26 protein-coding genes are annotated in these 24606 nt (G+C 43.4%); all 26 read left to right on the top strand.

Annotation, left to right across the window (positions count from 1 at the left end):
- The first annotated feature begins 68 nt into the window (after window positions 1-68).
- The 26 genes from ELZ47_RS06510 (at window position 69) to ELZ47_RS06385 (ending at window position 24562) form a co-directional block, all read left to right on the top strand.
- A complete protein-coding gene (locus ELZ47_RS06510) occupies window positions 69-926 on the top strand; it encodes a GNAT family N-acetyltransferase (protein ID WP_164549569.1) in 858 nt (285 codons plus the stop codon).
- Window positions 927-1045: 119 nt separating this feature from the next.
- Window positions 1046-1948 (top strand): LysR family transcriptional regulator, encoded by a 903-nt coding sequence (locus tag ELZ47_RS06505; RefSeq protein WP_126435621.1) that lies wholly within the window; start codon window positions 1046-1048, stop codon window positions 1946-1948.
- 3 nt (window positions 1949-1951) lie between these two features.
- Complete coding sequence (gene lspA, locus ELZ47_RS06500) at window positions 1952-2419, top strand: signal peptidase II (RefSeq protein WP_125330946.1); 468 nt, start codon at window positions 1952-1954, stop codon at window positions 2417-2419.
- Window positions 2403-3299 (top strand): RluA family pseudouridine synthase, encoded by an 897-nt coding sequence (locus ELZ47_RS06495; protein WP_125330945.1) that lies wholly within the window; start codon window positions 2403-2405, stop codon window positions 3297-3299. The genes lspA and ELZ47_RS06495 overlap by 17 nt, the downstream gene beginning before the upstream one ends.
- Before the next feature lie 115 nt (window positions 3300-3414).
- Window positions 3415-4524 carry a glutamate 5-kinase gene (gene proB / locus ELZ47_RS06490; protein WP_126435620.1) on the top strand — a complete coding sequence of 370 codons (1110 nt, stop codon included), beginning with the start codon at window positions 3415-3417 and terminating at the stop codon, window positions 4522-4524.
- 21 nt (window positions 4525-4545) lie between these two features.
- On the top strand, window positions 4546-5808 hold the full coding sequence (locus tag ELZ47_RS06485; RefSeq protein WP_126435619.1) for a glutamate-5-semialdehyde dehydrogenase: 1263 nt from the start codon (window positions 4546-4548) through the stop codon (window positions 5806-5808).
- A 2-nt stretch (window positions 5809-5810) separates the two neighbouring features.
- Window positions 5811-6614 (top strand): pyrroline-5-carboxylate reductase, encoded by an 804-nt coding sequence (gene proC / locus ELZ47_RS06480; RefSeq protein WP_126436108.1) that lies wholly within the window; start codon window positions 5811-5813, stop codon window positions 6612-6614.
- Window positions 6615-6752: 138 nt separating this feature from the next.
- Complete coding sequence (gene hemW / locus ELZ47_RS06475) at window positions 6753-7883, top strand: radical SAM family heme chaperone HemW (RefSeq protein WP_126435618.1); 1131 nt, start codon at window positions 6753-6755, stop codon at window positions 7881-7883.
- 3 nt (window positions 7884-7886) lie between these two features.
- Window positions 7887-8642 (top strand): acyl-[acyl-carrier-protein] thioesterase, encoded by a 756-nt coding sequence (locus tag ELZ47_RS06470; RefSeq protein ID WP_126435617.1) that lies wholly within the window; start codon window positions 7887-7889, stop codon window positions 8640-8642.
- On the top strand, window positions 8639-9409 hold the full coding sequence (locus ELZ47_RS06465) for a TIGR01457 family HAD-type hydrolase (RefSeq protein WP_126435616.1): 771 nt from the start codon (window positions 8639-8641) through the stop codon (window positions 9407-9409). The genes ELZ47_RS06470 and ELZ47_RS06465 overlap by 4 nt, the downstream gene beginning before the upstream one ends.
- A complete protein-coding gene (locus tag ELZ47_RS06460) occupies window positions 9402-10031 on the top strand; it encodes a TIGR01906 family membrane protein (protein WP_126435615.1) in 630 nt (209 codons plus the stop codon). Before ELZ47_RS06465 ends, ELZ47_RS06460 begins: the two co-directional genes overlap by 8 nt.
- A 13-nt stretch (window positions 10032-10044) precedes the next feature.
- Complete coding sequence (locus ELZ47_RS06455; RefSeq protein ID WP_126435614.1) at window positions 10045-11028, top strand: CPBP family intramembrane glutamic endopeptidase; 984 nt, start codon at window positions 10045-10047, stop codon at window positions 11026-11028.
- A 169-nt stretch (window positions 11029-11197) separates the two neighbouring features.
- Window positions 11198-11941, top strand: a complete 744-nt coding sequence (locus ELZ47_RS06450) for a DeoR/GlpR family DNA-binding transcription regulator (RefSeq protein ID WP_125330936.1) — start codon at window positions 11198-11200, stop codon at window positions 11939-11941.
- Window positions 11938-12849, top strand: a complete 912-nt coding sequence (gene pfkB / locus ELZ47_RS06445; protein WP_125330935.1) for a 1-phosphofructokinase — start codon at window positions 11938-11940, stop codon at window positions 12847-12849. The genes ELZ47_RS06450 and pfkB overlap by 4 nt, the downstream gene beginning before the upstream one ends.
- Window positions 12846-14807: a PTS fructose transporter subunit IIABC gene (locus ELZ47_RS06440; RefSeq protein ID WP_126435613.1), complete on the top strand. Its 1962-nt coding sequence runs from the start codon at window positions 12846-12848 to the stop codon at window positions 14805-14807. The genes pfkB and ELZ47_RS06440 overlap by 4 nt, the downstream gene beginning before the upstream one ends.
- A gap of 125 nt (window positions 14808-14932) precedes the next feature.
- A complete protein-coding gene (locus ELZ47_RS06435; RefSeq protein WP_002915309.1) occupies window positions 14933-15307 on the top strand; it encodes a DUF1149 family protein in 375 nt (124 codons plus the stop codon).
- 2 nt (window positions 15308-15309) lie between these two features.
- Window positions 15310-16158 carry a DegV family protein gene (locus tag ELZ47_RS06430; protein ID WP_126435612.1) on the top strand — a complete coding sequence of 283 codons (849 nt, stop codon included), beginning with the start codon at window positions 15310-15312 and terminating at the stop codon, window positions 16156-16158.
- A gap of 41 nt (window positions 16159-16199) precedes the next feature.
- Window positions 16200-16967, top strand: a complete 768-nt coding sequence (gene dapB / locus ELZ47_RS06425) for a 4-hydroxy-tetrahydrodipicolinate reductase (protein WP_126435611.1) — start codon at window positions 16200-16202, stop codon at window positions 16965-16967.
- A complete protein-coding gene (locus ELZ47_RS06420) occupies window positions 16964-18163 on the top strand; it encodes a CCA tRNA nucleotidyltransferase (protein WP_126435610.1) in 1200 nt (399 codons plus the stop codon). The genes dapB and ELZ47_RS06420 overlap by 4 nt, the downstream gene beginning before the upstream one ends.
- A complete protein-coding gene (locus tag ELZ47_RS06415; protein WP_126435609.1) occupies window positions 18160-20028 on the top strand; it encodes an ABC-F family ATP-binding cassette domain-containing protein in 1869 nt (622 codons plus the stop codon). The genes ELZ47_RS06420 and ELZ47_RS06415 overlap by 4 nt, the downstream gene beginning before the upstream one ends.
- Window positions 20025-20612 (top strand): hypothetical protein, encoded by a 588-nt coding sequence (locus tag ELZ47_RS06410; RefSeq protein ID WP_126435608.1) that lies wholly within the window; start codon window positions 20025-20027, stop codon window positions 20610-20612. The genes ELZ47_RS06415 and ELZ47_RS06410 overlap by 4 nt, the downstream gene beginning before the upstream one ends.
- Window positions 20613-20683: 71 nt before the next feature.
- The gene (locus ELZ47_RS06405) at window positions 20684-21094 is read left to right on the top strand and encodes a GNAT family N-acetyltransferase (RefSeq protein ID WP_002933857.1); all 411 of its coding nucleotides are present in this window, start codon (window positions 20684-20686) and stop codon (window positions 21092-21094) included.
- A gap of 754 nt (window positions 21095-21848) precedes the next feature.
- On the top strand, window positions 21849-22808 hold the full coding sequence (locus tag ELZ47_RS06400; RefSeq protein WP_126435607.1) for an ROK family glucokinase: 960 nt from the start codon (window positions 21849-21851) through the stop codon (window positions 22806-22808).
- Between the two features lie 104 nt (window positions 22809-22912).
- Window positions 22913-23752, top strand: coding sequence for a thymidylate synthase (locus ELZ47_RS06395; protein WP_002915301.1), 840 nt, complete (start codon window positions 22913-22915; stop codon window positions 23750-23752).
- A gap of 124 nt (window positions 23753-23876) precedes the next feature.
- Complete coding sequence (locus tag ELZ47_RS06390; RefSeq protein WP_126435606.1) at window positions 23877-24389, top strand: dihydrofolate reductase; 513 nt, start codon at window positions 23877-23879, stop codon at window positions 24387-24389.
- A 2-nt stretch (window positions 24390-24391) separates the two neighbouring features.
- Window positions 24392-24562: a hypothetical protein gene (locus tag ELZ47_RS06385; RefSeq protein ID WP_002895584.1), complete on the top strand. Its 171-nt coding sequence runs from the start codon at window positions 24392-24394 to the stop codon at window positions 24560-24562.
- The last annotated feature ends 44 nt before the right edge of the window (window positions 24563-24606 follow it).

Here is a 24606-nt window from a genome sequence, read left to right as displayed (position 1 = left end):
CTTTTTGAATGGCTTGACAGGGCTATTCGTGGTAGAATAGAAAGAAATACTGGAAAGAAGTGAGACAGATGCAGATAAGTATTTATAGTGCATTACCTGAGAAAGAAAAGCAGGAATTGTTTGAATTAGTTCAAGAGTGTAATAAGGCAGACGGAGGCTATCGACTGCCCTATCTGGATAATAATTATAATGCAGATCCTGAAATGCCAGCCTTCTTCTTGGCTGAGATGGATGGCCAGACCATCGGTTTTTTATCAGTCTATGCGGATGAACCTAGTCAAGCAGAGGTTTCTCTCTATGTCTTGCCGGCGTATCGCTGTCAGGGTGTGGCTAATCAGCTCCTAGCTGCTTTTGCAAAAGTAGCTGATAAGTATGACTTGACCGAGATTGAGTATGTAGCAGAGCAGGCCTTTTTGAACGATCAAGCTGATTTTGCTCGGAGATTTGATTACCAAGAGGGTGAAGCTGAAATCTGGCTGACGCAGTCTGCTCAAACTTTTCCTCTGGAAAAGAGAGAAGGGATAGAGGTCTTGCAAGGAATTTTGGACTTGGCAGAAGAGATTGCAGCCTTTCAGTCCCAAGTCTTTGAGACACCGCTAGATGTTGCTTTGAAATACGCCCAAGAATCCATTAGCAGTAGCTCCAGTCTGCTTTACATCTTGAAGAAAGATGGTAGAGTTGTAGCTTCTGTGTCAGTTGATACGGATTTTGGTACCAATTATTTCTTTGGCTTGGCGGTTGATCAAGACTTTCAGGGACAGGGGCTAGGAAGCTATCTCTTGCTTGCAAGTATGCAGGATTTGAATGTGCGCAATGGACAGGACTTTCAGATTGTCGTAGAAAAGCAGAATACCCGAGCATTGAAACTTTATAAAAAGCTAGGCTTCAAAGAGATGACAGAGGTTGTTTATCTAAAAGAAAAATAGCAAATTTTTCTCAGGTTGCTCATTAAGTTCAAAGGATAAACCAGCTTCTTACGGCTGGTTTCTTTTGTTCTGCCTTGGTTTATGGTATAATGAGACGATATGTAAAGAAGGAAAATGTTATGAATATTCAACAATTGCGTTATGTGGTCGCCATTGCTAACAGTGGGACTTTTCGAGAAGCAGCGGAAAAAATGTATGTCAGCCAGCCTAGTCTGTCTATTTCTGTCCGTGATTTGGAAAAAGAGCTGGGCTTCAAGATTTTTCGTCGGACCAGCAGTGGGACTTTTCTGACTCGCCGAGGAATGGAGTTTTATGAAAAGGCTCAAGACTTGGTCAAGGGTTTTGATGTTTTTCAAAATCAATATGCAAATCCCGAGGAAGAGCGGGATGAGTTTTCTATTGCCAGCCAACACTATGACTTTCTGCCGCCTTTGATTACCCAATTTTCTCAGACCTATCCTGAGTATAAGAACTTCCGGATTTTTGAGTTAACAACTGTACAGATTCTGGACGAAGTCGCGCAAGGCCATAGTGAAATCGGCATTATCTACCTCAATAACCAGAATACCAAGGGTATTATGCAGCGGATGGAAAAGCTGGGCTTGGAAGTAATTGAGTTGATTCCTTTTCAGACCCACATTTACCTGAGGGAGGATCATCCTCTGACTCAGAAGGAGGAGTTGGTCATGGAAGATTTAGCGGCCTTGCCGACTGTTCGCTTTACTCAGGAAAAGGACGAGTATCTCTATTATTCAGAGAATTTTGTCGATACCAGTGCCAGTTCCCAAATGTTTAATGTGACTGACCGAGCGACTTTGAATGGGATTTTGGAGCGAACCGATGCTTATGCGACTGGATCTGGCTTTTTGGACAGCAATAGTGTAAATGGTATTACTGTCATCAAGCTTCGTGACAACTTGGACAACCACATGGTCTATGTCAAGCGAGAAGATGTGGAGTTGACTCAGGTCGGAGAAGACTTCGTATCGGTTATGAAAGAGTATTTTGCACAGAAAAAATAAAGTATGAAAAGAAAAATTATTATTCCTTTTGCAGTCTTAGTTCTTATTGCTGTGGACCAGCTGGTCAAGTTATATATTATCAGCGATTTTAAGCTGGGGCAAGTCAAGAGTTTCATTCCGCATCTGGTGAGTCTGACCTATCTTCAGAATACAGGCGCAGCCTTCTCTATGCTGGAAAATCAGCAATGGCTCTTTACTTTGGTGACATTTTTGGTCATCGGCGGAGCTGTTTATTATCTCATCAAGCATCTACATGCTTCAAAGTGGATGCTGGCCGGGCTGACCTTGGTGATTGCTGGCGGTTTGGGGAACTTTATTGACCGGATACGTCAAGGTTTTGTCGTGGATATGTTTCAGTTTGATTTTATCAATTTTGCTATTTTCAATGTGGCAGATATGTATCTGACCTTTGGTGTAGCTATTTTACTGCTGATGATTTTGAAGGAAGAAAAAGATGGAAGTAAGAATTGAGGCTTCAGTAGCTGGTCAGCGCTTGGACAAGGCGGTCGCTGAGCTGACAGACCTATCCCGTAGTTTGGCCAATGAGCAGATTAAGGACGGCCAGATTTTGGTCAATGGACAAGTCAAAAAAGCCAAATATGTGGTCAAAGAAGACGATGTCATCTCCTATGAGCTGCCTGAGCCGGAAGTGGTTGAGTATGTAGCTGAAGATATTCCGCTAGAAATCGTCTATCAAGATGAGGATGTGGCAGTCGTCAATAAACCTCAGGGGATGGTGGTCCATCCTTCTGCGGGCCATACCAGCGGTACGCTAGTCAATGCCCTTATGTACCACATCCAAGACCTCTCTGGCATCAACGGAGTTCTTCGGCCGGGCATTGTCCATCGGATCGACAAGGATACTTCTGGGCTTCTTATGATTGCCAAGAATGACCAAGCCCATGTGTCTCTGGCTGATGAGCTCAAGGATAAGAAATCCCTACGCAAGTATTGGGCTATTGTTCATGGAAACCTGCCTAACGACCGTGGAGTGATTGAGGCACCGATTGGCCGCAGTGAAAAAGACCGCAAGAAGCAGGCCGTGACGGCCAAAGGCAAGCCGGCTTTGACGCGTTTCCAAGTCTTGGAACGTTTTGGTGACTATAGCTTAGTCGAGCTTCAGCTGGAAACAGGTCGGACTCATCAGATCCGCGTTCACATGGCCTACATCGGACATCCTGTGGCTGGTGATGAGGTCTATGGACCGCGTAAGACCTTAAAAGGTCATGGCCAATTTCTGCACGCGCGAACGTTAGGCTTCACTCATCCTCGAACTGGTGAAGTGCTGGAATTTACAGCTGAAGCGCCAGCCATTTTCCAAGAAACCTTAGCAAAACTGCGACAAGAATAGGTAGGTCTGCTCATTGTTAAAATACAAATTTTCCTTTGACCGCTTCAATCGCGGTCGTTTTTATTTTCTGTAAATCGTGGTATAATAAGACAACCTAGCAGTGAAGGAAAAGGAAATGAAAGCAAAGCGAATCGTATTTAAGGTGGGGACTTCGTCATTAACCAACGCAGATGGCAGTCTGTCACGCGCCAAGGTAAAGGAAATCACTCGGCAGTTGGCTCTCTTGCACGAGGCGGGTCATGAGTTAATCTTGGTCTCATCAGGAGCTATTGCCGCAGGTTTTTCTTCTCTGGGCTTTAAAAAGCGACCAACCAAGGTGGCGGATAAACAGGCATCAGCTGCTGTTGGACAGGGTTTGCTTTTGGAGGAATATACAACCAATCTTCTTTTGAAGCAAATCATTTCTGCTCAGATTCTTTTGACTCAGGATGATTTTGCAGATAAGCGTCGGTACAAGAACGCCCATCAGGCCTTGTCTGTCTTGCTGAATCGCGGAGCTATTCCTATCATCAATGAAAATGACACGGTGGCCATCGAGGAGCTCAAGGTCGGGGACAATGATACACTTAGTGCTCAAGTAGCGGCTATGGTCCAGGCAGACCTCTTGGTGCTTCTGACAGATGTAGACGGACTCTACACGGCCAATCCGTCTACCAATCCAGATGCCCGCCGGCTTGAAAAGATTGAGAAGATTAGCTCTGAGCTGATTGATATGGCAGGCGGCGCAGGAACGAGCAATGGAACTGGTGGTATGCTGACAAAGATTAAGGCAGCAACGCTTGCGACCATGTCAGGTGTGCCGGTCTATATCTGCTCCTCACTCAAGACGGATGCTCTGCTGGAAGCAGCGGAGAAAACCAAGGATGGCAGTCTCTTTTTGGCTCAGAAAAAAGGTCTAAAAACGCAGAAGCAATGGCTGGCTTTCTATGCTAAAAGTCAAGGTGAAATCTATGTAGACCAAGGAGCAGCCAACGCTCTCAGAAACAATGGGAAAAGTTTGTTGGTGTCAGGTCTTGTATCTGTATCGGGGAGCTTTGCCTATCAAGATACGGTGGCAGTTTACGAGGAAGGCAGCGGAGCTATTCTTGGTAAAGGGCGTGTGCGTTTTGGCAAGTCAGCTCTTAAAGATATGCTCAAGTCCAATAAACCTAAAGGTGTTGTCATTCATCGGGATGACTGGATTTCTCTGACACCGGAGTTGAATGATTTATTTGCAGAATTTTAGAAGACGAGGAAAGGAGAAGAGATGACCTCAACACAAGCGATTTTTGAAAAGGTTCAGAAAGTCAAGAAGACGATCAATACGGCCACAACGGCTGAGAAAAACCATGCTTTGGAAGAAATGGCAAAGCAGCTCTGGCTTTCTCGTGCTGATATTTTAGCGGCCAATGAATTGGATATGACTGCAGCTAAAGGTAGCATTTCAGATGTGATGCTGGACCGCCTCTATCTGAATGAGGATCGCATTGCTGGCATGGCAGAAGGTATTCGCCAGCTGATTGCCTTGGAGGATCCTATAGGTCAAGTCTTAGAAAGGAACGAGCTGGATAATGGCCTTGTTATTAGCAAAAAGCGTGTAGCTATGGGCGTGATTGGGATTATCTACGAGAGCCGGCCTAATGTCACCTCTGACGCAGCGGCTCTGGCTCTAAAGAGTGGTAGCGCAGTCGTTCTCAGAAGCGGCAAGGATGCCTATCAGACTGCGCTAGCTATTGTCACGGCTCTGAAAAATGGCTTGGATCAGACGGAGATTTCGCCAGATTGTATACAGTTGGTTTCTGATACTAGCCGTGCTTCCGCCCAGGCTATGATGAAGGCCAAGGGATATCTGGATTTGCTCATTCCTCGTGGAGGTTCGGGACTGATTCAGGCGGTAGTTGAAAATGCTACTGTGCCGGTTATTGAGACAGGTACTGGAATTGTCCATGTATATGTAGATAAGGATGCTGATCAAGACAAGGCGTTGGCCATTGTTGAGAATGCCAAGACCAGTCGCCCTTCTGTCTGCAATGCCATGGAAGTACTACTGGTTCACGAAGAGATTGCAGCTGCATTTTTACCACGTTTGCAGAAGATGCTGGTAACAGATCGTGATGCTGCGCAAGAAAACCCTGTTGAATTGCGTTTGGATGAGAAAGCAGCTCAGTATATCTCTGGCTCGCAAGCTAAACCAGAAGATTTTGACACCGAATTTTTGGATTATGTCTTAGCGGTCAAGCTGGTTTCTTCGCTGGAAGAAGCGGTGGAGCATATTGAGGCTCACAGCACTCATCACTCGGATGCCATTGTGACGGAGAACGATGCAGCGGCAGCTTACTTCACAGAGCAGGTGGATAGCGCGGCAGTTTATGTTAATGCCTCAACCCGCTTTACAGATGGCGGTCAATTTGGCCTTGGCTGCGAAATGGGGATTTCTACTCAGAAACTGCATGCTAGAGGTCCTATGGGACTGAAAGAGTTGACCAGCTATAAGTACGTCATCCAAGGGACTGGTCAAGTGAGGAAATAATGATGAAAATTGGATTTATCGGTCTGGGAAATATGGGCGGCAGTTTAGCCCGCCTAGTTGCCCAAGATGAAAGATATAGAAGCGAATTATTCCTGGCTAATCGCAGTCGTGACAAGGCTGAAAAGATTGCTGCAGAAGTTGGTGGTCAGCCGGTCAGTAATGCAGAAGTTTTTTCGCGAGCAGAGGTGATTTTTCTGGGTATCAAACCAGCTCAATTTGCTGACTTGCTGGCTGAATATCAGGAAATTCTTGAAAAACGGGAGTCTCTTCTGATGGTTTCGATGGCTGCTGGTCTGAGCTTGGAAATATTAGAAAAATTGACACCTAGCCACCATCGTTGGATTCGGATTATGCCTAATACACCGGTAGCCGTAGGTGAGGGTGTTATTACCTATAGCTTATCTCACCAGGCGAATCAAACGGACGAAGACTTGTTGCGTGAGCTTCTGTCTTCGGCTGGCCTTTTAGTCAAACTAGAGGAAAAACAGCTGGATGCTGCCACGGCACTTGCCGGCTGTGGACCAGCTTTCGTCTATCTATTTATAGAGGCCTTAGCGGACGCTGGTGTCCGAGCAGGACTCAGTCGCGACATATCGCTTGAACTGGCCAATCAAACTCTCTTAGGCGCTGCCAAACTAAGTCAGGTCAGTGGTCAACATCCGGCTCAACTCAAAGACCAGGTCTGCAGTCCGGCTGGTTCGACCATCGCCGGGGTAGCTAGTCTGGAAGAAAATGCTTTTCGAGGAACGGTCATGGATGCCGTTCAAGCTGCCTACAAGAGGACGCAGGAGTTGGGGAAGAAGTGATTTAGAACTTCAATTTTTTAGATTATAAGAAAGAGTGTGACTTGCGAGGACAATTTTTGTCTTTGCAGGCTCACTCTTTTTTTCTTTGTTTGATAATCAAATAAGTCCTCTCTTTAAAACTGTGGTATAATAAGTACTATGCAAACCAAACCGACTTCTGCTTATGTGCACATTCCTTTTTGTACTCAGATTTGTTATTACTGCGATTTTTCCAAGGTTTTTATTAAAAATCAGCCGGTGGATTCTTATCTGGAGCATTTGATTGAGGAGTATGATTCCTACGACATCAAAAAGCTCCGTACCCTCTATATCGGTGGTGGGACTCCGACGGCTTTATCAGCGCCTCAATTAGCTTTTTTGTTGGAAAAGCTGACGGATAAGCTTGATTTGTCATATCTAGAAGAGCTGACCATTGAAGCCAATCCTGGGGACTTGGACCAGGAGAAGATTGCTGTACTCAAAGACTCACCTGTCAATCGGGTTTCGCTGGGCGTACAGACTTTCAATGACCGCACGCTTAAACAAATTGGCCGCAGTCACTCGGAAAAGGACATCTATGAGAATATTGCCAATCTCAAAAAAGCGGGTTTTGGCAATATCTCGATTGATCTGATTTATGCCCTGCCCAAGCAGACCATGGAAGATGTGAAAATCAACGTAGCCAAGGCTATTGCCCTAGACATTCCCCACATGAGTTTGTACAGCTTGATTTTGGAAAACCATACGGTCTTCATGAATCGGATGCGGCGAGGCAAACTGCCTCTGCCCAAGGAAGATTTGGAAGCGGAGATGTTTGACTACATTATAGCTGAGCTGGAAAAGGCCGGCTTTGAGCATTATGAGATTTCAAACTTTTCCAAGCCAGGCTTTGAGAGCCGTCACAACCTCATGTACTGGGACAATGCGGAATATTATGGTATTGGAGCGGGAGCGTCTGGCTATGTCGATGGTGTTCGCTATAAAAACCACGGGCCTATTCGTCATTATCTGCAGGCGGTGGAAGCGGGCAATACCCGTGTACAGGAAGAAGTGCTGACGCTGAAAGAAAAGATGGAAGAAGAGATGTTTCTAGGACTGCGCAAGAAATCTGGCGTTTCCAAAAAATGTTTTGAGGAAAAATTCGGTATTTCCTTTGAAGGCCAGTATGGAGCTGTTGTGTCTGATCTGACTGAGCAGGGCTTGCTAGTGCCAGATAGAGATATCGTGCGCATGACCAAACAAGGCCTCTTTTTGGGCGATACGGTTGCTGAGAAATTTATATTGGAGTAAATCATGGGCTTAACTTATCAAATGAAAATGAAAATTCCTTTTGATATGGCAGATATGAATGGCCATATCAAGCTGCCGGATGTCATCTTGCTATCCTTGCAGGTATCGGGGATGCAGTCGATCGAGCTTGGCGTCAGTGACAAGGATATGCTGGAGCAGTATAACCTAGTCTGGATTATCACGGACTATGATATTGATGTGACACGTCTGCCACGATTTGAAGAAGAAATTACCATTGAAACAGAAGCTTTAACCTACAATCGGCTCTTTTGCTACCGTCGCTTCACGATTTTTGATGAAGCGGGTCAAGCCATTATCCAGATGATGGCAACCTTTGTTCTTATGGATCGGGATAGCCGCAAGGTTCGTGCCGTTGATCCGGAGATTGTAGCACCATACCAGTCTGACTTTTCCAAGAAATTACTGCGCGGTCCTAAGTATCCAGCTTTGGAGAATCCTGTCAGCAAGGACTACCATGTGCGCTTTTACGACTTGGATATGAACGGACATGTCAATAATAGCAAGTATTTGGACTGGATTTTCGAGGTTATGGGGGCAGACTTCCTTACGAAGCATATTCCTAAGAAGGTCCATCTAAAGTATGTCAAGGAAGTTCGACCAGGTGGCATGATTGCTTCTAGCTACGACCTAGAAGGTCTGCAGAGCAATCACCAGATTTCCAGTGACGGCGAAGTCAATGCCCAAGCTTTGGTTACCTGGCAAGAGTTTAAACATGAGAATGAGGAAGAGCAGAAATGACTTATAAAGGATATTTGATTGATTTAGACGGGACGATTTATAAGGGGAAGAGCAGGATTCCGGCTGGTGAAACTTTTGTACATGAGCTGCAGAAGCGCAAGATTCCCTATCTTTTCGTGACCAATAATACCACACGCACGCCAGAAGCAGTGCAGACCATGCTGGCTGAAAATTTCAATATTGAGACGCCACTAGAGACTATTTACACAGCTACTTTAGCTACCATTGACTATATGGAGGAGAAAAATCTGGGCAAGAAAGTCTACGTTATCGGAGATGTCGGACTTAAACATGCCATTGAAGAAGCTGGATATATAGAGGATACAGAAAATCCTGACTATATAGTAGTGGGCCTGGACTGGGAAGTGGATTATGAGAAGCTGACAATAGCGACTCTGGCTATTCAAAAGGGTGCTCACTTTATCGGTACCAATCCTGATCTCAATATTCCGACGGAGCGCGGTCTGCAGCCGGGAGCGGGTGCTATCAACGCCCTCTTGGAAGCAGCCACTCGTGTTCAGCCGACCTTTATCGGCAAGCCTAATGCTATTATCATGGAAAAAGCGATAGAGCATCTAGGACTGGCGCGTGAAGAAGTGGTCATGGTAGGTGATAACTATCTGACAGATATTCGAGCAGGAATTGATAATGGGATTCCGACCCTCTTAGTCACGACAGGATTTACCCTGCCAGAAGAGGTGCCTAATCTGCCGATCCAACCGACACATGTCTTGTCCAGTCTAGCGGAGTGGGACTTCGATGCGTGATAAGTTGAGATTTTCAGCCAGCGTCTTGTGCTTGCTGGCAACAGCTATTTTGTTAACCATTTATCTGGCTTGGCTCTTATACCCGATGGAGATTTCTTATTTCAACTTACCGGATAAGGTGTATTTGAAAGCTGAGACCATCCAGTATAATTTTAATATTTTGATGAATTATCTGACCAATCCTTTTAGTCAGAAGCTGGCAATGCCGGATTTTCGCTCGTCTTCAGCTGGGCTGCATCATTTTCAGGCGGTCAAGTATCTTTTTCACTTGGCGCAAGCTATTTTTCTAGTTACTTTGCCGGCTTTGATCTTCTTTGTCAAAAAAGTGGTCAAAAAGGGATTTTTAGGCCTCTACAGACGGGCTTTTCTAGTGATGAGTATCTTGCCACTTGTCTTTGCTGGACTGGCCTTTCTGATTGGCTTTAACAGTTTTTTCACACTCTTTCATCAAGTTCTCTTTGCCGGAGACAATACTTGGATGTTTGACCCGGCCAAGGATCCAGTCATTTGGATTCTACCCGAAGAATTTTTCATGCACGCCTTTATTCTTTTTGCTTTGCTTTATGAGGGAATCTTTTTGACCTTGTATTTTCTGAGCAGAAAGGGGAAAGAGAAAATTTAATATAGGAGATTTTATGTATTATATACCCGAACCTTTAAATCCTAAAAAAGATCTAGGACGATTTTCAGCGACCTGCTTTACTTATTTATGGGTTATGCTTGGTTCTGTTTTCATTTATGCATTTGTGGCTTTTTTCGTTATCATGCCTGGGCAAGGTATGGATATTCAAAAGACACAGGAAGTTCTCACTAAATTTATTGAAAAAGATGGTGGAGCCTATATTCTAGCTTCCTGTCTCGGTGTGCTTACTTTCACGGTGTCTCGAGGAAAGCAGCTCTTTAAATACGACCTTCGTCGCAAGGGGCGGAAGATGACTCCTAAAGTTTTCTTTTATATGATTTGCTTCCTTTTATTCGCCCAAATGTTTACAGCTGTTGTCAATCAGATCATGCAGGCTATCATGCAACTCTTCAATCTAGATCTTTCTAGTATGGAATCAGGAGGCGGCGGTTCTGAAACACTGACCATGCTGATTTATTCATCCTTGATGGCTCCAGTTACGGAGGAAATTATTTTCAGAGGTGCTGGATTGCGAGCGTTGGAGAAGCATGGAAAAATTTTTGCCATTCTTCTGACTGCGATTTTGTTTGGTCTTTTTCACGAAAATCTTTATCAGTTTTATTTTGCTAGTTTGATTGGTTTAGGCTTTGGCTATATCGCTTTTGAGTATTCGATTATCTGGTCTATCATTTTTCATGCTCTCAATAACTTTGTCATAGCAGAAGGTATAGCTTTTCTTTCAAAAAAAGCTCCAGAGCCTATCGTTAACATCTTTTTTTACGGTCTATTAATCGCTGGCAGCACAGTATTTCTTTTGCTTTTAATCTTGAAGTGGCCAAAATTTAAGGAATACATTGATGCCAATCGTTCGCTCCCAGGGACCTACCGACAGGCTTTTAAATCAGTCTGGTTCTGGGTTCTGGTTGTGTTTACTTTTCTTGGAACCTTTCTGCCTGTTATGGCAGCCTATATTGTATCGTTGATCAATAATAGCTAATTGTCTTTTATTTGGCAGTTATGCAATGATATGAAAGGAGTCGGACATAGTCCAGCTCTTTTTTGTTCGGTAAAAAGATAGAAAATGAAAGATTTTGATAGAAAATGCTTGACATTGAAAAATAAAGAGGTATAATAATAATCGTAAACGATTCCAAAGGAGGTACTTTATGCTGAAGTCGGAAAGAAAGCAAGTTATTCTAGAGACAGTCATAAGAGAAAAATTTGTTTCTTTAGACTATCTAGTACATGCTTTAAACACTTCAGAATCAACTATCAGAAGAGATTTGGATGAATTGGAGAGCGAGCATAAGCTGCGACGAGTTCATGGTGGAGCCGAAAGCCTTCATTTTCTGCAAGAAGAGGAGAGTAATCAGGAAAAATCTATCAAAAGCATTCAAGAAAAGACAGCTATTTCGAAAATGGCAGCAAGCTTGATTCAAGAGCATGATGTGATTTTTATTGATGCGGGGACAACCAATGAGCTTTTAGTCAATGAGCTGCATGATCCAAGAGTGACAGTTGTCACCAACTCCATTCACCATGCAACCAAGTTGGTAGAGCGCAATATCCCGACAGTCATTATCGGCGGAAAGGTCAAGCGCTCAACGGATGCCAGCATTGGCGGTGTTGCCCTAAATCAAATCGGTCAGTTGAATTTCGATAAGGCCTTTATTGGAATGAATGGCATTGATGATGGCTTCTTTACCACTCCAGATATGGAGGAAGGAGCTGTCAAAAGAGCGATTTTAGAGAATGCTAAGAAGACTTATGTCTTGGCTGATCTTTCTAAACTAGGACAGACGTCCTTTGTAAAGGTCGCTCCTCTTGCCAAAGCAAGCATTATTACTAATCAAAATGAATCTGAAGTGATTCAAGCGCTCAAAGAAAAAACGGAGGTGATTGAAGTATGATTTATACTGTCACACTAAACCCTTCCATCGACTATATTGTCCGTCTGGACAAGGTCCTTATAGGAAGCGTCAATCGGATGGACAGTGACGACAAATTCGCTGGCGGAAAAGGAATCAATGTTAGCCGAGTTCTCAAACGTCTAGGTATTGAGAATACAGCGACTGGCTTTATCGGTGGTTTTACTGGCAAGTTCATCACAGATACACTGAAAGAGGAAGGGATTTCCAGCCATTTTATAGAGGTTGAGCAGGATACTCGTATCAATGTCAAAATTAAAGCAGATGCTGAGACAGAAATTAACGGACCAGGTCCAGAAATTTCCAGTCAGAAACTAGAAGAGCTGGAGTCATTTCTTTCTTCTCTGACTTCAGAAGATACAGTAGTCTTCGCTGGCAGCAGTCCTAAAAATTTAGGAAATGTTGTCTACAAGAGGTTGATTGGTCTGACCAGAAAGACAGGAGCACAAGTCGTCTGCGACTTTGAAGGACAGACGCTGCTGGATTCTTTAGAGTTTGAACCTCTCTTAGTCAAACCTAACAATCACGAACTAGGTGATATTTTTGGAGTCAAGCTTGAAAGCTTGGATCAGATTGAGAGTTATGCCCGTCAAATCTTAAACAAGGGTGCCCAACATGTGATTATTTCCATGGCTGGCGACGGTGCCTTGCTAGTAACTCAAGATGGTGCCTACTTCGCTAAACCTATCAAGGGCAACGTGAAAAATTCTGTAGGTGCTGGCGACTCCATGGTGGCTGGATTTACCGGAGAGTTTGTCCGCTCTGGCGATGTTATTCAAGCCTTCAAATGGGGAGTGGCCTGCGGAACAGCAACCACCTTCTCAGATGATTTGGCAACAGCTGAGTACATAAAAGAAATCTATGAAAAAGTAGAGGTAGAAAAAATATGAAAATTCAAGACTTACTAAGAAAAGATGTCATGTTGCTAGACTTGCAGGCAACAGAGAAAAAAGCCGTTATCGAAGAAATGACTCAAAGCCTAGTTGATCATGGCTATGTGACGGACTTTGAGACTTTCAAAGAAGGGATTTTGGCTCGTGAAGCCTTGACTTCTACAGGCTTGGGTGACGGAATTGCTATGCCCCACAGCAAAAATAGCGCAGTGAAAGAAGCAACGGTTCTTTTTGCCAAGTCAAATAAAGGCGTAGATTATGAAAGTTTGGATGGCCAGCCAACTGACCTTTTCTTCATGATTGCAGCTCCAGAAGGTGCTAACGATACTCACTTGGCTGCCTTAGCTGAATTGTCTCAATACCTGATGAAGGATGGTTTTGCGGATAAATTGCGCCAAGTGACTTCGCCTGATCAGGTGATTGAGCTCTTTAACCAAGCTTCGGAAAAAGCAGAAGAGCCTGCTGTCGTTGAACCTGCCAATGAAGGCGGAGACTTCCTTGTAGCTGTAACAGCATGTACAACAGGGATTGCGCATACCTACATGGCTCAAGAGGCCTTGCAGAAGGTCGCTGCTGAAATGGGTGTTGGTATCAAGGTTGAAACTAACGGTGCCAGCGGTGTCGGAAATAAACTTACAGCAGAAGATATTAAAAATGCAAAAGCTGTTATCATCGCGGCAGATAAGGCAGTAGAGATGAATCGCTTCGACGGCAAGCCGTTGATCAATCGTCCAGTTGCAGATGGTATTCGTAAGACAGAAGAACTCATCAATCTGGCTCTTTCTGGAAATGCTGAGATTTACAAGGCTGCCAATGGTGGCGGTACGACAGAGTCTAGTAATGAAAAGCTTAGCCTGGGTGGTGCTTTCTACAAGCACTTGATGAGCGGTGTTTCCCAAATGTTGCCATTCGTTATTGGTGGCGGTATTATGATTGCCATTGCATTCTTGCTGGATCAGATTTTGGGTGTGCCAAAAGATCAGCTTTCTAATCTAGGAAGTTACCATGAGATTGCAGCTCAGTTTAAAGCAATTGGTGGAGCAGCCTTTGGCTTCATGTTGCCAGTATTAGCTGGTTATATCGCATACTCAATCGCTGAAAAGCCAGGTCTGGTTTCTGGTTTCGTAGCTGGCGCAATTGCGAGCAGCGGTGCATCATTTGGCGGTGTTGCCTATGCTGAAGGCGGTCAGAAAACTCTTGATTTAGTTGGTGTATCATCAGGTTTCCTTGGTGCTTTGGTAGGAGGATTCTTAGCCGGTGGTGTTATCTTACTTCTTCGCAAGCTTCTTGCAGGTCTGCCTCGCTCACTTGAAGGTATCCGTTCAATCTTGCTCTTGCCTCTTCTGGGTGTTCTTGTGACTGGATTTGTGATGTTGGCGGTGAATATTCCAATGTCAGCAATCAATACAGCCCTGAACGATTTCTTGGCAAGTCTGAGCGGAAGCTCTGCGGTCCTCCTCGGTCTCTTAGTCGGTGGTATGATGGCTGTCGATATGGGTGGGCCGGTTAATAAGGCTGCTTACGTATTTGGTACTAGTACACTGGCAAGCACTGTTTCAACTGGTGGTTCACCTGTTATGGCAGCAGTTATGGCAGCTGGTATGGTTCCGCCTTTGGCAGTATTTATTGCAACTCTTTTGTTCAAACATAAATTTACTGAAGAAGAACGTGATTCAGGTTTGACAAACATCGTTATGGGACTATCTTTCATCACAGAAGGAGCGATTCCTTTTGGAGCTGCTGACCCAGCCCGTGCTATTCCAAGCTTTATCGTAGGTTCAGCTCTAACAGGTGCTCTTGTAGGATTGTCAGGTATCAAGCTCATGGCTCCTCACGGAGGAATCTTCGTTATCGGTTTGACAAACAATCCAATCCTTTACTTGGTATATGTATTGATTGGTGCAGTAGTCAGCGGTATTATCTTTGGTTACCTGCGCAAACCACTTAAAAAATAATATTTAAAGAATCTCGCTTGTCAGTGAGATTCTTTTTTGTGTTTTCTGGCCTGTAAATTTTAGCATGGAAACTTCGCTCGATATATGGTATAATGGGCCTATCGCATATTTTTAGGAGAATAAAAATGAATATACAGCGCGAAAAAGAATTTGTTAGTCAGTACCATTTTGACGCCCGAAATTTTGAATGGGAAAAAGAAAATGGCACACCTGAAACCAAGGTTGATGTGAATTTCCAATTGGTCAAAAGAGACGTCGAAGCCCACACAACTTCATTGATTGTGATTTTGACTTTTATGATTGTTTTTGAGAATTTTGTTATTAGCGGAACTATTTCGCAAGCCAACCACATTCACGGTCGTCTTATTGAGGAACCGAGTGAATTTGACCACGATGAAGTAGAAGAGCTGGCTCGGCCTTGCCTGACCATGCTCAACCGCTTGACTTATGAAGTGACAGAAATTGCTCTAGATTTGCCAGGCATTAATTTGGAGTTTTAATCATGAAGTTAGCGGTTATCACAGATTCATCGGCCTATCTGCCGGCTTCGCTGCTGGAGAATGAAAATCTTTTCGTCTTGGATATTCCAGTCGTGATTGCTGGTGAGACTTATGTCGAAGGCAGAAATTTAACAGCCAGTGAATTTTATGAAAAAATGGCTCAGTCAAATGAACTGCCTAAGACCAGTCAGCCTAGCATTGCTGAGTTAGAAGAGATTCTCACCATTCTAGACGGCAAAGACTATACCCATGTTCTGGGGCTCTTTCTATCTAGCGGAATTTCTGGTTTTTATCAAAATATTCAGTATCTGAAAGATGAATTTCATGGTTTACAAATTGCCTTTCCGGATTCCAAGATTACCAGCGCTCCGCTTGGTATCATGGTCCAATCTGCTCTAGAGTGGGCAGAAGAAGGGCTAGATTTTGAAACAATTTTAGCTAATGTTCAAAAGCAGATTGATGGCACCAGCGCCTTTATCATGGTCGATGACTTGAACCACTTGGTCAAAGGAGGACGCCTGTCTAACGGTGCAGCTATTCTGGGAAATCTGCTCAGTATCAAACCTATTCTGTATTTTAATGAACATGGCGTGATAGAGGTTTTTGAAAAGATTCGGACGGAGAAGAAAGCTACCAAGCGTATGTTGGAACTTGTCCAAGAAAGAACAGCGGGCGGTGTTTATCAGATTATGGTTATCCATGGCAATGCGCCAAAAAAAGCAGCCGAGCTTCAGAAAAATCTGCTAGACAGCGGTATTGCTAGTGAAGTTCCTATCGCAACCTTTGGCAGTGTCATTGGAACGCATCTAGGCAAGGGGAGCGTTGCACTTGCTTATATTCCTGTGATTTGATTGTCTGAGTGCCTGAGCTTGTCTCTGTAAGGAGGAGAAACATGAGTATCAAAGTTATTATTGCTGGTTTTAAAGGGAAAATGGGCCAAGCAGCCTATAAAATGGTAACAGAAGATTCTGAACTAGAATTAGTTGGACTGCTGGATCCCTTTACGGATGAAAAAGAAGTGGCTGGTGTTCCTGTTTTCAATGCTAAGGAAGAATTGGCTGGACTGGAAGCCCATGTCTGGGTTGATTTTACAACCCCAAAAGTAGCTTATGCCAATACTCGCTTCGCCCTAGAACAGGGATTTTGCCCAGTGGTCGGAACGACAGGTTTTACTCCTGAGCAGTTGGAAGAGTTAATCAAACTGTCTAGAGAAAAGGAGCTGGGCGGATTGATTGCTCCGAACTTTGCTTTGGGAGCTGTTTTGCTGATGCAGTTTGCAGCTCAGGCAGCTAAGTATTTCCCAAATGTAGAAATTATCGAACTGCACCATGACCAGAAAAAGGATGCACCGAGCGGGACAGCTATCAAGACAGCCGAGCTCATAAGCCAAGTCAGACCAAGCAAGCAGCAGGGAGCTGCTGATGAGGAAGAGTCTATAGTTGGCGCCCGCGGAGCTGATTTCGATGGCATGCGTATCCATTCGGTTCGCTTGCCAGGTCTGGTTGCCCATCAAGAAGTAATCTTTGGCAGCCAGGGAGAGGGATTGACCCTGCGGCATGATTCCTATGATCGCGCTTCCTTTATGACAGGAGTTAATCTTGCCATTAAAGAAGTTGTCAAACGCTCAGAATTAGTCTATGGATTGGAACATTTACTATGAGATTAGAAACTCTGCCTTCTGAATTTCAGGAGGCTTTGCCAGTATTAGAGAAGATAAAAGCGGCTGGCTTTGAAGCTTATTTCGTTGGGGGCTCTGTTCGAGATGCCCTTTTGCAGAGACCTATTCACGATGTGGATATCGCTAGCTCCAGCTATCCTGAGGAAACCAAGCGTATCTTTGACCGTACGGTTGATGTGGGGATTGAGCATGGAACCGTCTTGGTTCTGGAAAATAACCGTGAATATGAAGTGACGACTTTCCGGACCGAGGATGTTTATGTGGACTACCGCAGGCCCAGCAAGGTTTCTTTTGTGCGCTCGTTGGAAGAAGATCTCAAGCGGCGCGATTTCACCATCAATGCTCTAGCTTTGGATGAAAACGGTCAAGTCATCGATCTTTTCCAAGGCTTGGATGACTTGGAAAATCAGATTTTGCGGGCAGTTGGGACGGCTGCTGAGCGTTTTAATGAAGATGCTCTACGCATCATGCGGGGCTTTCGTTTTCAAGCTGCCTTGGATTTTGACCTAGAGCAAGATACTTTTGCAGCTATCAAGGATTGTGCTCCCTTGCTGGAAAAGATTTCAGTCGAACGAATTTTTATCGAGTTTGACAAGCTCTTGCTGGCTCCATTTTGGCGCAAGGGCTTAGAAGCACTTTTAACAAGCGGTGCCATAGAATTTTTGCCAGATTTGAAGGGGAGCAGAGCTAAGTTAGAACGGCTCTTTGACTTGGCTTCAGATTTTCGCTTTTCAGCATCTGAACAGGCTTGGGCAGCCCTTTTACTGGCTTTAGATGTGCAAAATGTCAAAGGTTTTCTGAAAAAATGGAAGACTTCTCGTGAATTTGCCAAGAAAGCAGAAGACTTGGTTGAGATTGCGGCCATCCGCTCAGAACGAGACTTGACCAAGCGCGACTGCTATGACTATGATATTGACTTATTGCTACAAGCAGAAGAACTGCGGCAGGCGCAAGGTTTACCAGTGGATTTCTCTGCGATTCAGAATCTTGATGCCAGTCTAACTATTCATAACAAACAGGAAATGGTGGTTAATGGTGGTATGCTGATGCAGGAGTTCGGCTTTGAGCCTGGACCAAAACTGGGTCAAATTCTGAAAGAGTTGGAACACGCTATTGTAGACGGCTGCTTACCTAATGACTTAGAGGTCATTTACGCCTATATCAAGGAGAAAAAATGAGCGATTTTATCGTTGACAAGCTAACCAAATCAGTAGGAGATAAGACTGTTTTTCGGGATATTTCCTTTATCATTCATGACCTAGACCGGATTGGTCTGATTGGTGTCAATGGAACAGGAAAGACAACGCTGCTGGACGTGTTGTCGGGCAAGTCGGGCTTTGACGGAGATGTCAGCCCTTTTTCTGCTAAGACAGGCTATAAGATTGCTTATTTGACTCAGGAGCCTGATTTTGATGAGGAGCAGACGGTGCTTGATACTGTTTTGTCCAGTGATTTACGGGAAATGCAGTTGATTCGAGAATATGAGCTGCTCCTGACGGCTTATGATGAAAGTCAACAGTCTAGGCTAGAAGCGGTTATGACCGAGATGGACTCGCTCCATGCTTGGGAAATCGAAAGCCAGGTCAAGACGGTTCTGTCCAAGCTTGGTCTGACTAATCTGTCACTTAAGGTTGGTCAGTTATCAGGAGGTCTTCGTCGCCGAGTTCAGCTGGCTCAGGTTCTCTTAGGTGATGCCGATTTGCTCTTGCTGGACGAGCCGACCAACCACCTAGATATTGATACCATTGAATGGCTGACGCATTTCTTGAAAAATTCAAAGAAGACCGTGCTTTTTATCACCCATGATCGCTATTTCTTGGATAATATTTCGACACGGATTTTTGAGCTGGATGGCGGTCGCTTGATTGAATACCAGGGAAACTATCAAGACTATGTCCGTCTTAAGGCAGAGCAGGATGAGCGGGATGCGGCCTTGCTTCATAAGAAGCAGCAGTTATACAAGCAGGAGCTTTCTTGGATGCGACGGCAGCCTCAGGCTCGGGCAACCAAGCAACAGGCTCGTATCAATCGTTTCCATGACCTCAAGAAAGATTTGGCAGGCCAGACGACTGAGAGCAATCTAGAAATGAATTTTGAAACCAGCCGTATTGGTAAGAAGGTTATCGAGTTTCAAAACGTAGACTTTGCTTATGACCAGAAGCCTATTCTCTCTCAGTTTAGCCTTTTAATCCAGAACAAGGACCGCATTGGGATTGTTGGAGATAACGGTGTCGGCAAGTCAACCTTGCTCAATCTGATTGCTGGTAAACTTCAGCCTCAGGCTGGTCAGCTCATTATCGGAGAGACAGTCCGAGTGGCCTATTTCTCTCAGCAGATTGAGGGCTTGGATGAGTCTAAGCGGGTCATTAATTACCTGCAAGAAGTGGCTGAGGAGGTCAAGATAGGCAGTGGAACGACTTCCATTGCAGAACTCTTGGAGCAGTTTCTTTTTCCTCGTTCTACTCATGGAACTTTAATCGAAAAGCTTTCTGGTGGAGAGAAAAAGCGCCTTTATCTGCTCAAGCTTCTTTTGGAAAAGCCGAATGTCTTGCTTCTTGACGAGCCGACCAATGATTTGGATATTGCAACTCTGACGGTACTGGAAAACTTTTTGCAAGGCTTTGCCGGCCCAGTCATTACAGTCAGCCATGACCGTTATTTCCTAGACAAGGTAGCCAGCAAGATTTTGAATTTTGAGGATGGAGTGATCAGAGAATTTTTCGGAAATTACACCGATTACCTGGATGAAAAAGCCTTTCTGGCAGAAAGCTCTGCTATTTCCCAAAAGGTGGAAAAGGAAAAATCGGCCAAAGTGCGCGAGGAGAAAAAGCGTATGAGCTACTTTGAAAAGCAGGAGTGGGAGTCCATTGAGGCCGATATCGAGGCGCTTGAGGAGCGGATTTCTGAGATTGAAGCGGCTATGCAGGAGAATGGATCTGACTTTACTCGCCTGTCTCAACTTCAGCAAGAACTGGATGAGCAGAACGAGAAATTGCTGGAAAAATACGAGCGCTATGAATACCTAAGTGGGTTAGATGGATGAAAGAAGTAGTGTTTAGACAGAGCTGGTTGAAGATATTCATCTTAGCTATATCGGCGAGCGCTCTTGCTGTCTTTATGACTGCAGTTCTTGTATTACCATCTAAAAATGGATACCTATTATTCGACTCCAATATTTCTGTGATTGAAAAAATGTTTTTAGTGATAGGTACAATTGTTTTTGATTTTCTCTCTATTTTGGTATGGATTTGTTTGTTTAGGGATAAACGTTTTCTTCGTCTAACGGAACAGGGCTTTTACTTTAAACCCCTTCTTTTTAGAGAAGTTTCGTTTTATAGTTGGGAAGAAATCCAGAGAATAGACTATAGAATTGAACGTATTCGACATTATGCAAAATATCAATTATTCAATAAGAGTCATATTTTGACGATTTGTTTTCATTCAGTGGATCCTGCAGTTTTGAAGAGAAGTAGGCTTGCTTCTAGAAAGAGCAAAAGATATAAGTTTGGTATTCCTGAACCGTTAGAAATTACTCTTATGTTATTGAAAAAAGAGAAACCAAAATATATTTATGAAACGATGATGGATTACCATAATCAATGGCGAGCAAATCAGAAGGATATTTAAAGTGAAGATATAGTCCGAACAGTTTCATAAACTTTAAATCTAAAACCTTTAGAGATGGAACGGAGGCATCTATGAAACTAAGATTGGAAAATACCAACTCGAAGAAGACACAAGAACTGGGAAATTTAATCAGATCCTACAATCGCTCTAAAAGAGAGTTCTCCAAAAGTGAGCCTCTTAACATCTATGTAGAAGACGAACAAGGAAATCTGCTGGCTGGTATGGCGGCCGAAACTTTTGGTAATTGGCTGGAGATTGAATATTTGTATGTGAGTGAGGATTTACGAGGGCAAGGCATAGGCTCAAAAATACTTTGTAGGGCTGAACAAGAAGCCAGAGAAAGAAAATGCAAATATTCATTTGTGGATACGTATCGGTTTCAAGCCCCAGATTTTTATAAACAGCACGGCTATACAGAAGTGTTCGCGTTGAAAGAATACCCCTATACTGGTGAAAGATATTATTTTACAAAAGAGTTGTGAGTTAGGATGAGTAAATATAGAAAAGATTATTGGTGAAAAATAGTGCAAGAAAGAATAATAAAAAGAAGTTCGAAAAAATACTTTTTTGGGCAATTCTTAATAGTTTATTTTCTATTTTTTTGTCTTATTTTTTTGTATGTTTTATCGTTTTGGAAAATCGACTGACATATTTTTATTCTTACATTTTATTAGTATTACTTTTGATTTTATATCTAATTTTGTTCGCTTCTTGGAGTCTTCTTTTTGCTGACAAAGAGTTCATTAGACTAACGGTGAACGGTTTCTATTATAAGCCTTCTCTAGTGGCTGATAGAGAATTTTTTTCATGGAAAGATGTGTCAGAGATAAATTTTCGTATAATACGAAACAGGTTTACAACTTCTTACAGAATTGAAATAAATTTTAATGACGTCGAGGGACTTTGTAAAACTTCAGCTATTGTACGTAAAAATAAGAAGCGCGTCTTTAAAAATCAAGTTGATTTAATTATCCCGTTGATTTTTCTTGAAGAAACGTTTCTGGAACGTATATATGATTCAATGAAGTATTATGAAAGAGAGTGGAGGATAGAATCTAACCATAAGCCATTGGTTAAGAAAAAGAAATTACTAGTACAAGAAAGTAAAGGATAAAAGTGGCTAAGAGAATTAGCAAAGTTAGATTTTTGTTGATTTTCACTTTTCTTTATGCAAACCTTTTCCTTACTGAAAAAATCTGATATAATGATGATAAATAAAACACAGAGGAGAACATCATGTCGAAAAAAATAATCGGAATTGACCTTGGTGGAACATCTATTAAGTTTGCTATTTTGACCTCAGAGGGTGAAATTCAGGAAAAATGGTCCATTAAAACCAATGTTTTGGACGAAGGTAGCCACATCGTAGAGGATATGATTGAGTCAATCCTGCATCGTTTGGACTTGCTTCAGCTTTCAGCAGAGGATTTTATCGGGATTGGAATGGGTTCGCCAGGAGTTGTTGACCGAGAAAAGGGCACTGTTATTGGTGCTTACAACCTTAATTGGAAGACGCTTCAGCCAGTCAAGGATAAGATTGAAAAAGCGACTGGGATTCCTTTCTATATTGACAACGATGCTAACGTTGCTGCTTTGGGCGAACGTTGGATGGGTGCTGGAGAGAACCAGCCTGATGTAGTCTTTATGACACTGGGTACAGGTGTTGGCGGAGGAATTGTTGCAGAAGGCAAGCTCTTGCACGGACTTGCTGGAGCAGCAGGAGAGTTGGGCCACATCACTGTTGACTTCGATCAGCCGATTCAATGTACCTGTGGCAAGAAAGGCTGCCTAGAGACTGTTGCATCTGCGACTGGTATTGTTAATTTGACTCGTCGCTATGCTGATGAGTATGCTGGTGATGCTGAGCTGAAAAAACTGATTGACAATGGTGAAGATGTCAATGCAAAGGTTGTCTTCGACTTGGCGAAAGAGGGCGATGAGCTGGCTCTGATTGTCTATCGCAATTTCGCGCGCTATCTAGGTATTGCCTGTGCCAATATCGGCTCTATTCTCAACCCATCTACAATCGTTATTGGTGGTGGCGTATCAGCTGCGGGTGACTTCTTACTTGATGGTGTGCGCAAGGTTTATGAAGGGAATAGCTTCCCGCAGGTTCGTACTTCAACCAAGTTGGCCTTGGCTACTCTTGGAAATGATGCTGGCGTTATCGGGGCAGCTTCATTGGTATTACAATAATTCTACAAGTATGCTTCATTTGTTCTCCTGCAGAAAGGTCTGTAGGAGAATTTTTATAGAAAATTTGCTATACTAGAAAAAGCTCACTGAACGAAGGAGAAATCATGACGCTAGCAGATACGATTTTCAAAGAGAATATTAAAAAAATTATGGAGCAGGGTGTTTTTTCTGAAAATGCCCGTCCGCGCTACAAAGATGGAAATGTGGCTAACTCCAAATATATCACTGGTTCTTTTGCGGAATACGATTTGAGCAAGGGCGAGTTTCCAATCACAACTCTGCGTCCTATTGCCATCAAGTCTGCTATCAAGGAAGTTCTTTGGATCTATCAAGACCAGTCTAATAGCTTGGAATTGCTCAACGACAAGTATAATGTTCACTATTGGAATGACTGGGAAGTTGGCGATACAGGTACCATTGGCCAGCGCTACGGAGCTGTTGTCAAGAAGCACAATATTATCAATAAAATTCTCCAACAGTTGGAAGCCAATCCTTGGAACCGTCGCAATATCATCTCTCTCTGGGATTATGAAGCTTTTGAAGAGAGTGACGGCCTGCTTCCATGCGCTTTTCAAACCATGTTTGACGTTCGGCGTGTAGATGGAGACATTTATCTGGATGCGACTCTGACTCAGCGCTCAAATGATATGTTAGTTGCTCACCACATCAATGCTATGCAGTATGTGGCTCTGCAGATGATGATTGCCAAGCATTTCGGCTGGAAGGTCGGCAAGTTCTTTTACTTTATCAATAACTTGCACATCTATGACAATCAGTTCGAGCAGGCGGAGGAGCTATTGCGTCGGGAACCTAGCGACTGTTACCCTAGGCTCGTGTTAAATGTGCCGGATGGAACCAATTTCTTTGATATCAAAGCAGAAGATTTTGACTTGCTGGACTATAATCCCGTTAAACCTCAGCTGAAGTTCGATTTGGCTATTTAACGATTTTGATAAGTGTATGCGAAAACTGCCAACCTCTGCAAAAGTTCTGCTTGAATCATACTTTAAACATGCCTTTTTACAGCAAATTTGATAGAATAGAGTTACTAATACAAAGGATAAAAGGATGACAAAGAAGATTATTGCCATTTGGGCTCAGGCAGAGGATGGTCTGATTGGAAAAGACAAGGTCATGCCCTGGCATCTCCCGGCAGAATTGCAGCATTTTAAGGCAACGACGACTGGACATGCTATTTTGATGGGGCGTGTGACCTTTGATGGTTTGCAGCGTCGCGTTTTACCAAATCGAATCAGTCTGATTTTGAGCAAGGACAAGAACTATCAATTTGACAATGAAAATGTCTTACTGTTCAGCAATGTGGAAGATGTCTTGGATTGGTACCACAGTCAGGATAGAAACTTGTATATTATCGGCGGAGCGCAGATTATCAGGGCTTTTGAGCCGTATTTGGAAGAATTGATTCAGACTCAGATTGCTGCTAAGCTTGAAGGAGATACCTATTTCCCTGAGACATTTGACTGGGCTCCTTATCAAGAAGTTAGCAGTGAATTTCATGCCAAAGATGAAAAGAATCCTTATGATTTCACTATAAAAAGATACCAAAGGAAGGACTCGTAAGAATGGAACGTAGTATTTTTGGTTTTTTTACGGCCTTTTTATGTGTCATTTGCCTTATTTGTGCCGTTCAAACCTTTCGGAAAAAGCGGTTTGGACTGGCGGCTTTATTTTTGTTGAATGCTTTTACAAATCTTGTAAATTCCATTCATGCTTTTTATATGACACTTTTTTAACATGTACGAAAGAAAATAAATAGATTTAGAATTTTAGAATTGGA

Origin of the sequence: Streptococcus sanguinis (genome assembly GCF_900635155.1) — a bacterium.
Classification (GTDB): domain Bacteria; phylum Bacillota; class Bacilli; order Lactobacillales; family Streptococcaceae; genus Streptococcus; species Streptococcus sanguinis_G.
Note: the sequence above shows the minus strand (reverse complement) of the source record. Positions and strands in the feature narration are given on the sequence as shown.

Bases quoted from the DNA above. Each gene is read 5' to 3' on its own strand.
- ELZ47_RS06510 (WP_164549569.1), top strand. From the start codon at position 69: ATGCAGATAAGTATTTATAGTGCATTACCTGAGAAAGAAAAGCAGGAA.
- ELZ47_RS06505 (WP_126435621.1), top strand. From the start codon at position 1,046: ATGAATATTCAACAATTGCGTTATGTGGTCGCCATTGCTAACAGTGGG.
- lspA (WP_125330946.1), top strand. From the start codon at position 1,952: ATGAAAAGAAAAATTATTATTCCTTTTGCAGTCTTAGTTCTTATTGCT.
- ELZ47_RS06495 (WP_125330945.1), top strand. From the start codon at position 2,403: ATGGAAGTAAGAATTGAGGCTTCAGTAGCTGGTCAGCGCTTGGACAAG.
- proB (WP_126435620.1), top strand. From the start codon at position 3,415: ATGAAAGCAAAGCGAATCGTATTTAAGGTGGGGACTTCGTCATTAACC.
- ELZ47_RS06485 (WP_126435619.1), top strand. From the start codon at position 4,546: ATGACCTCAACACAAGCGATTTTTGAAAAGGTTCAGAAAGTCAAGAAG.
- proC (WP_126436108.1), top strand. From the start codon at position 5,811: ATGAAAATTGGATTTATCGGTCTGGGAAATATGGGCGGCAGTTTAGCC.
- hemW (WP_126435618.1), top strand. From the start codon at position 6,753: ATGCAAACCAAACCGACTTCTGCTTATGTGCACATTCCTTTTTGTACT.
- ELZ47_RS06470 (WP_126435617.1), top strand. From the start codon at position 7,887: ATGGGCTTAACTTATCAAATGAAAATGAAAATTCCTTTTGATATGGCA.
- ELZ47_RS06465 (WP_126435616.1), top strand. From the start codon at position 8,639: ATGACTTATAAAGGATATTTGATTGATTTAGACGGGACGATTTATAAG.
- ELZ47_RS06460 (WP_126435615.1), top strand. From the start codon at position 9,402: ATGCGTGATAAGTTGAGATTTTCAGCCAGCGTCTTGTGCTTGCTGGCA.
- ELZ47_RS06455 (WP_126435614.1), top strand. From the start codon at position 10,045: ATGTATTATATACCCGAACCTTTAAATCCTAAAAAAGATCTAGGACGA.
- ELZ47_RS06450 (WP_125330936.1), top strand. From the start codon at position 11,198: ATGCTGAAGTCGGAAAGAAAGCAAGTTATTCTAGAGACAGTCATAAGA.
- pfkB (WP_125330935.1), top strand. From the start codon at position 11,938: ATGATTTATACTGTCACACTAAACCCTTCCATCGACTATATTGTCCGT.
- ELZ47_RS06440 (WP_126435613.1), top strand. From the start codon at position 12,846: ATGAAAATTCAAGACTTACTAAGAAAAGATGTCATGTTGCTAGACTTG.
- ELZ47_RS06435 (WP_002915309.1), top strand. From the start codon at position 14,933: ATGAATATACAGCGCGAAAAAGAATTTGTTAGTCAGTACCATTTTGAC.
- ELZ47_RS06430 (WP_126435612.1), top strand. From the start codon at position 15,310: ATGAAGTTAGCGGTTATCACAGATTCATCGGCCTATCTGCCGGCTTCG.
- dapB (WP_126435611.1), top strand. From the start codon at position 16,200: ATGAGTATCAAAGTTATTATTGCTGGTTTTAAAGGGAAAATGGGCCAA.
- ELZ47_RS06420 (WP_126435610.1), top strand. From the start codon at position 16,964: ATGAGATTAGAAACTCTGCCTTCTGAATTTCAGGAGGCTTTGCCAGTA.
- ELZ47_RS06415 (WP_126435609.1), top strand. From the start codon at position 18,160: ATGAGCGATTTTATCGTTGACAAGCTAACCAAATCAGTAGGAGATAAG.
- ELZ47_RS06410 (WP_126435608.1), top strand. From the start codon at position 20,025: ATGAAAGAAGTAGTGTTTAGACAGAGCTGGTTGAAGATATTCATCTTA.
- ELZ47_RS06405 (WP_002933857.1), top strand. From the start codon at position 20,684: ATGAAACTAAGATTGGAAAATACCAACTCGAAGAAGACACAAGAACTG.
- ELZ47_RS06400 (WP_126435607.1), top strand. From the start codon at position 21,849: ATGTCGAAAAAAATAATCGGAATTGACCTTGGTGGAACATCTATTAAG.
- ELZ47_RS06395 (WP_002915301.1), top strand. From the start codon at position 22,913: ATGACGCTAGCAGATACGATTTTCAAAGAGAATATTAAAAAAATTATG.
- ELZ47_RS06390 (WP_126435606.1), top strand. From the start codon at position 23,877: ATGACAAAGAAGATTATTGCCATTTGGGCTCAGGCAGAGGATGGTCTG.
- ELZ47_RS06385 (WP_002895584.1), top strand. From the start codon at position 24,392: ATGGAACGTAGTATTTTTGGTTTTTTTACGGCCTTTTTATGTGTCATT.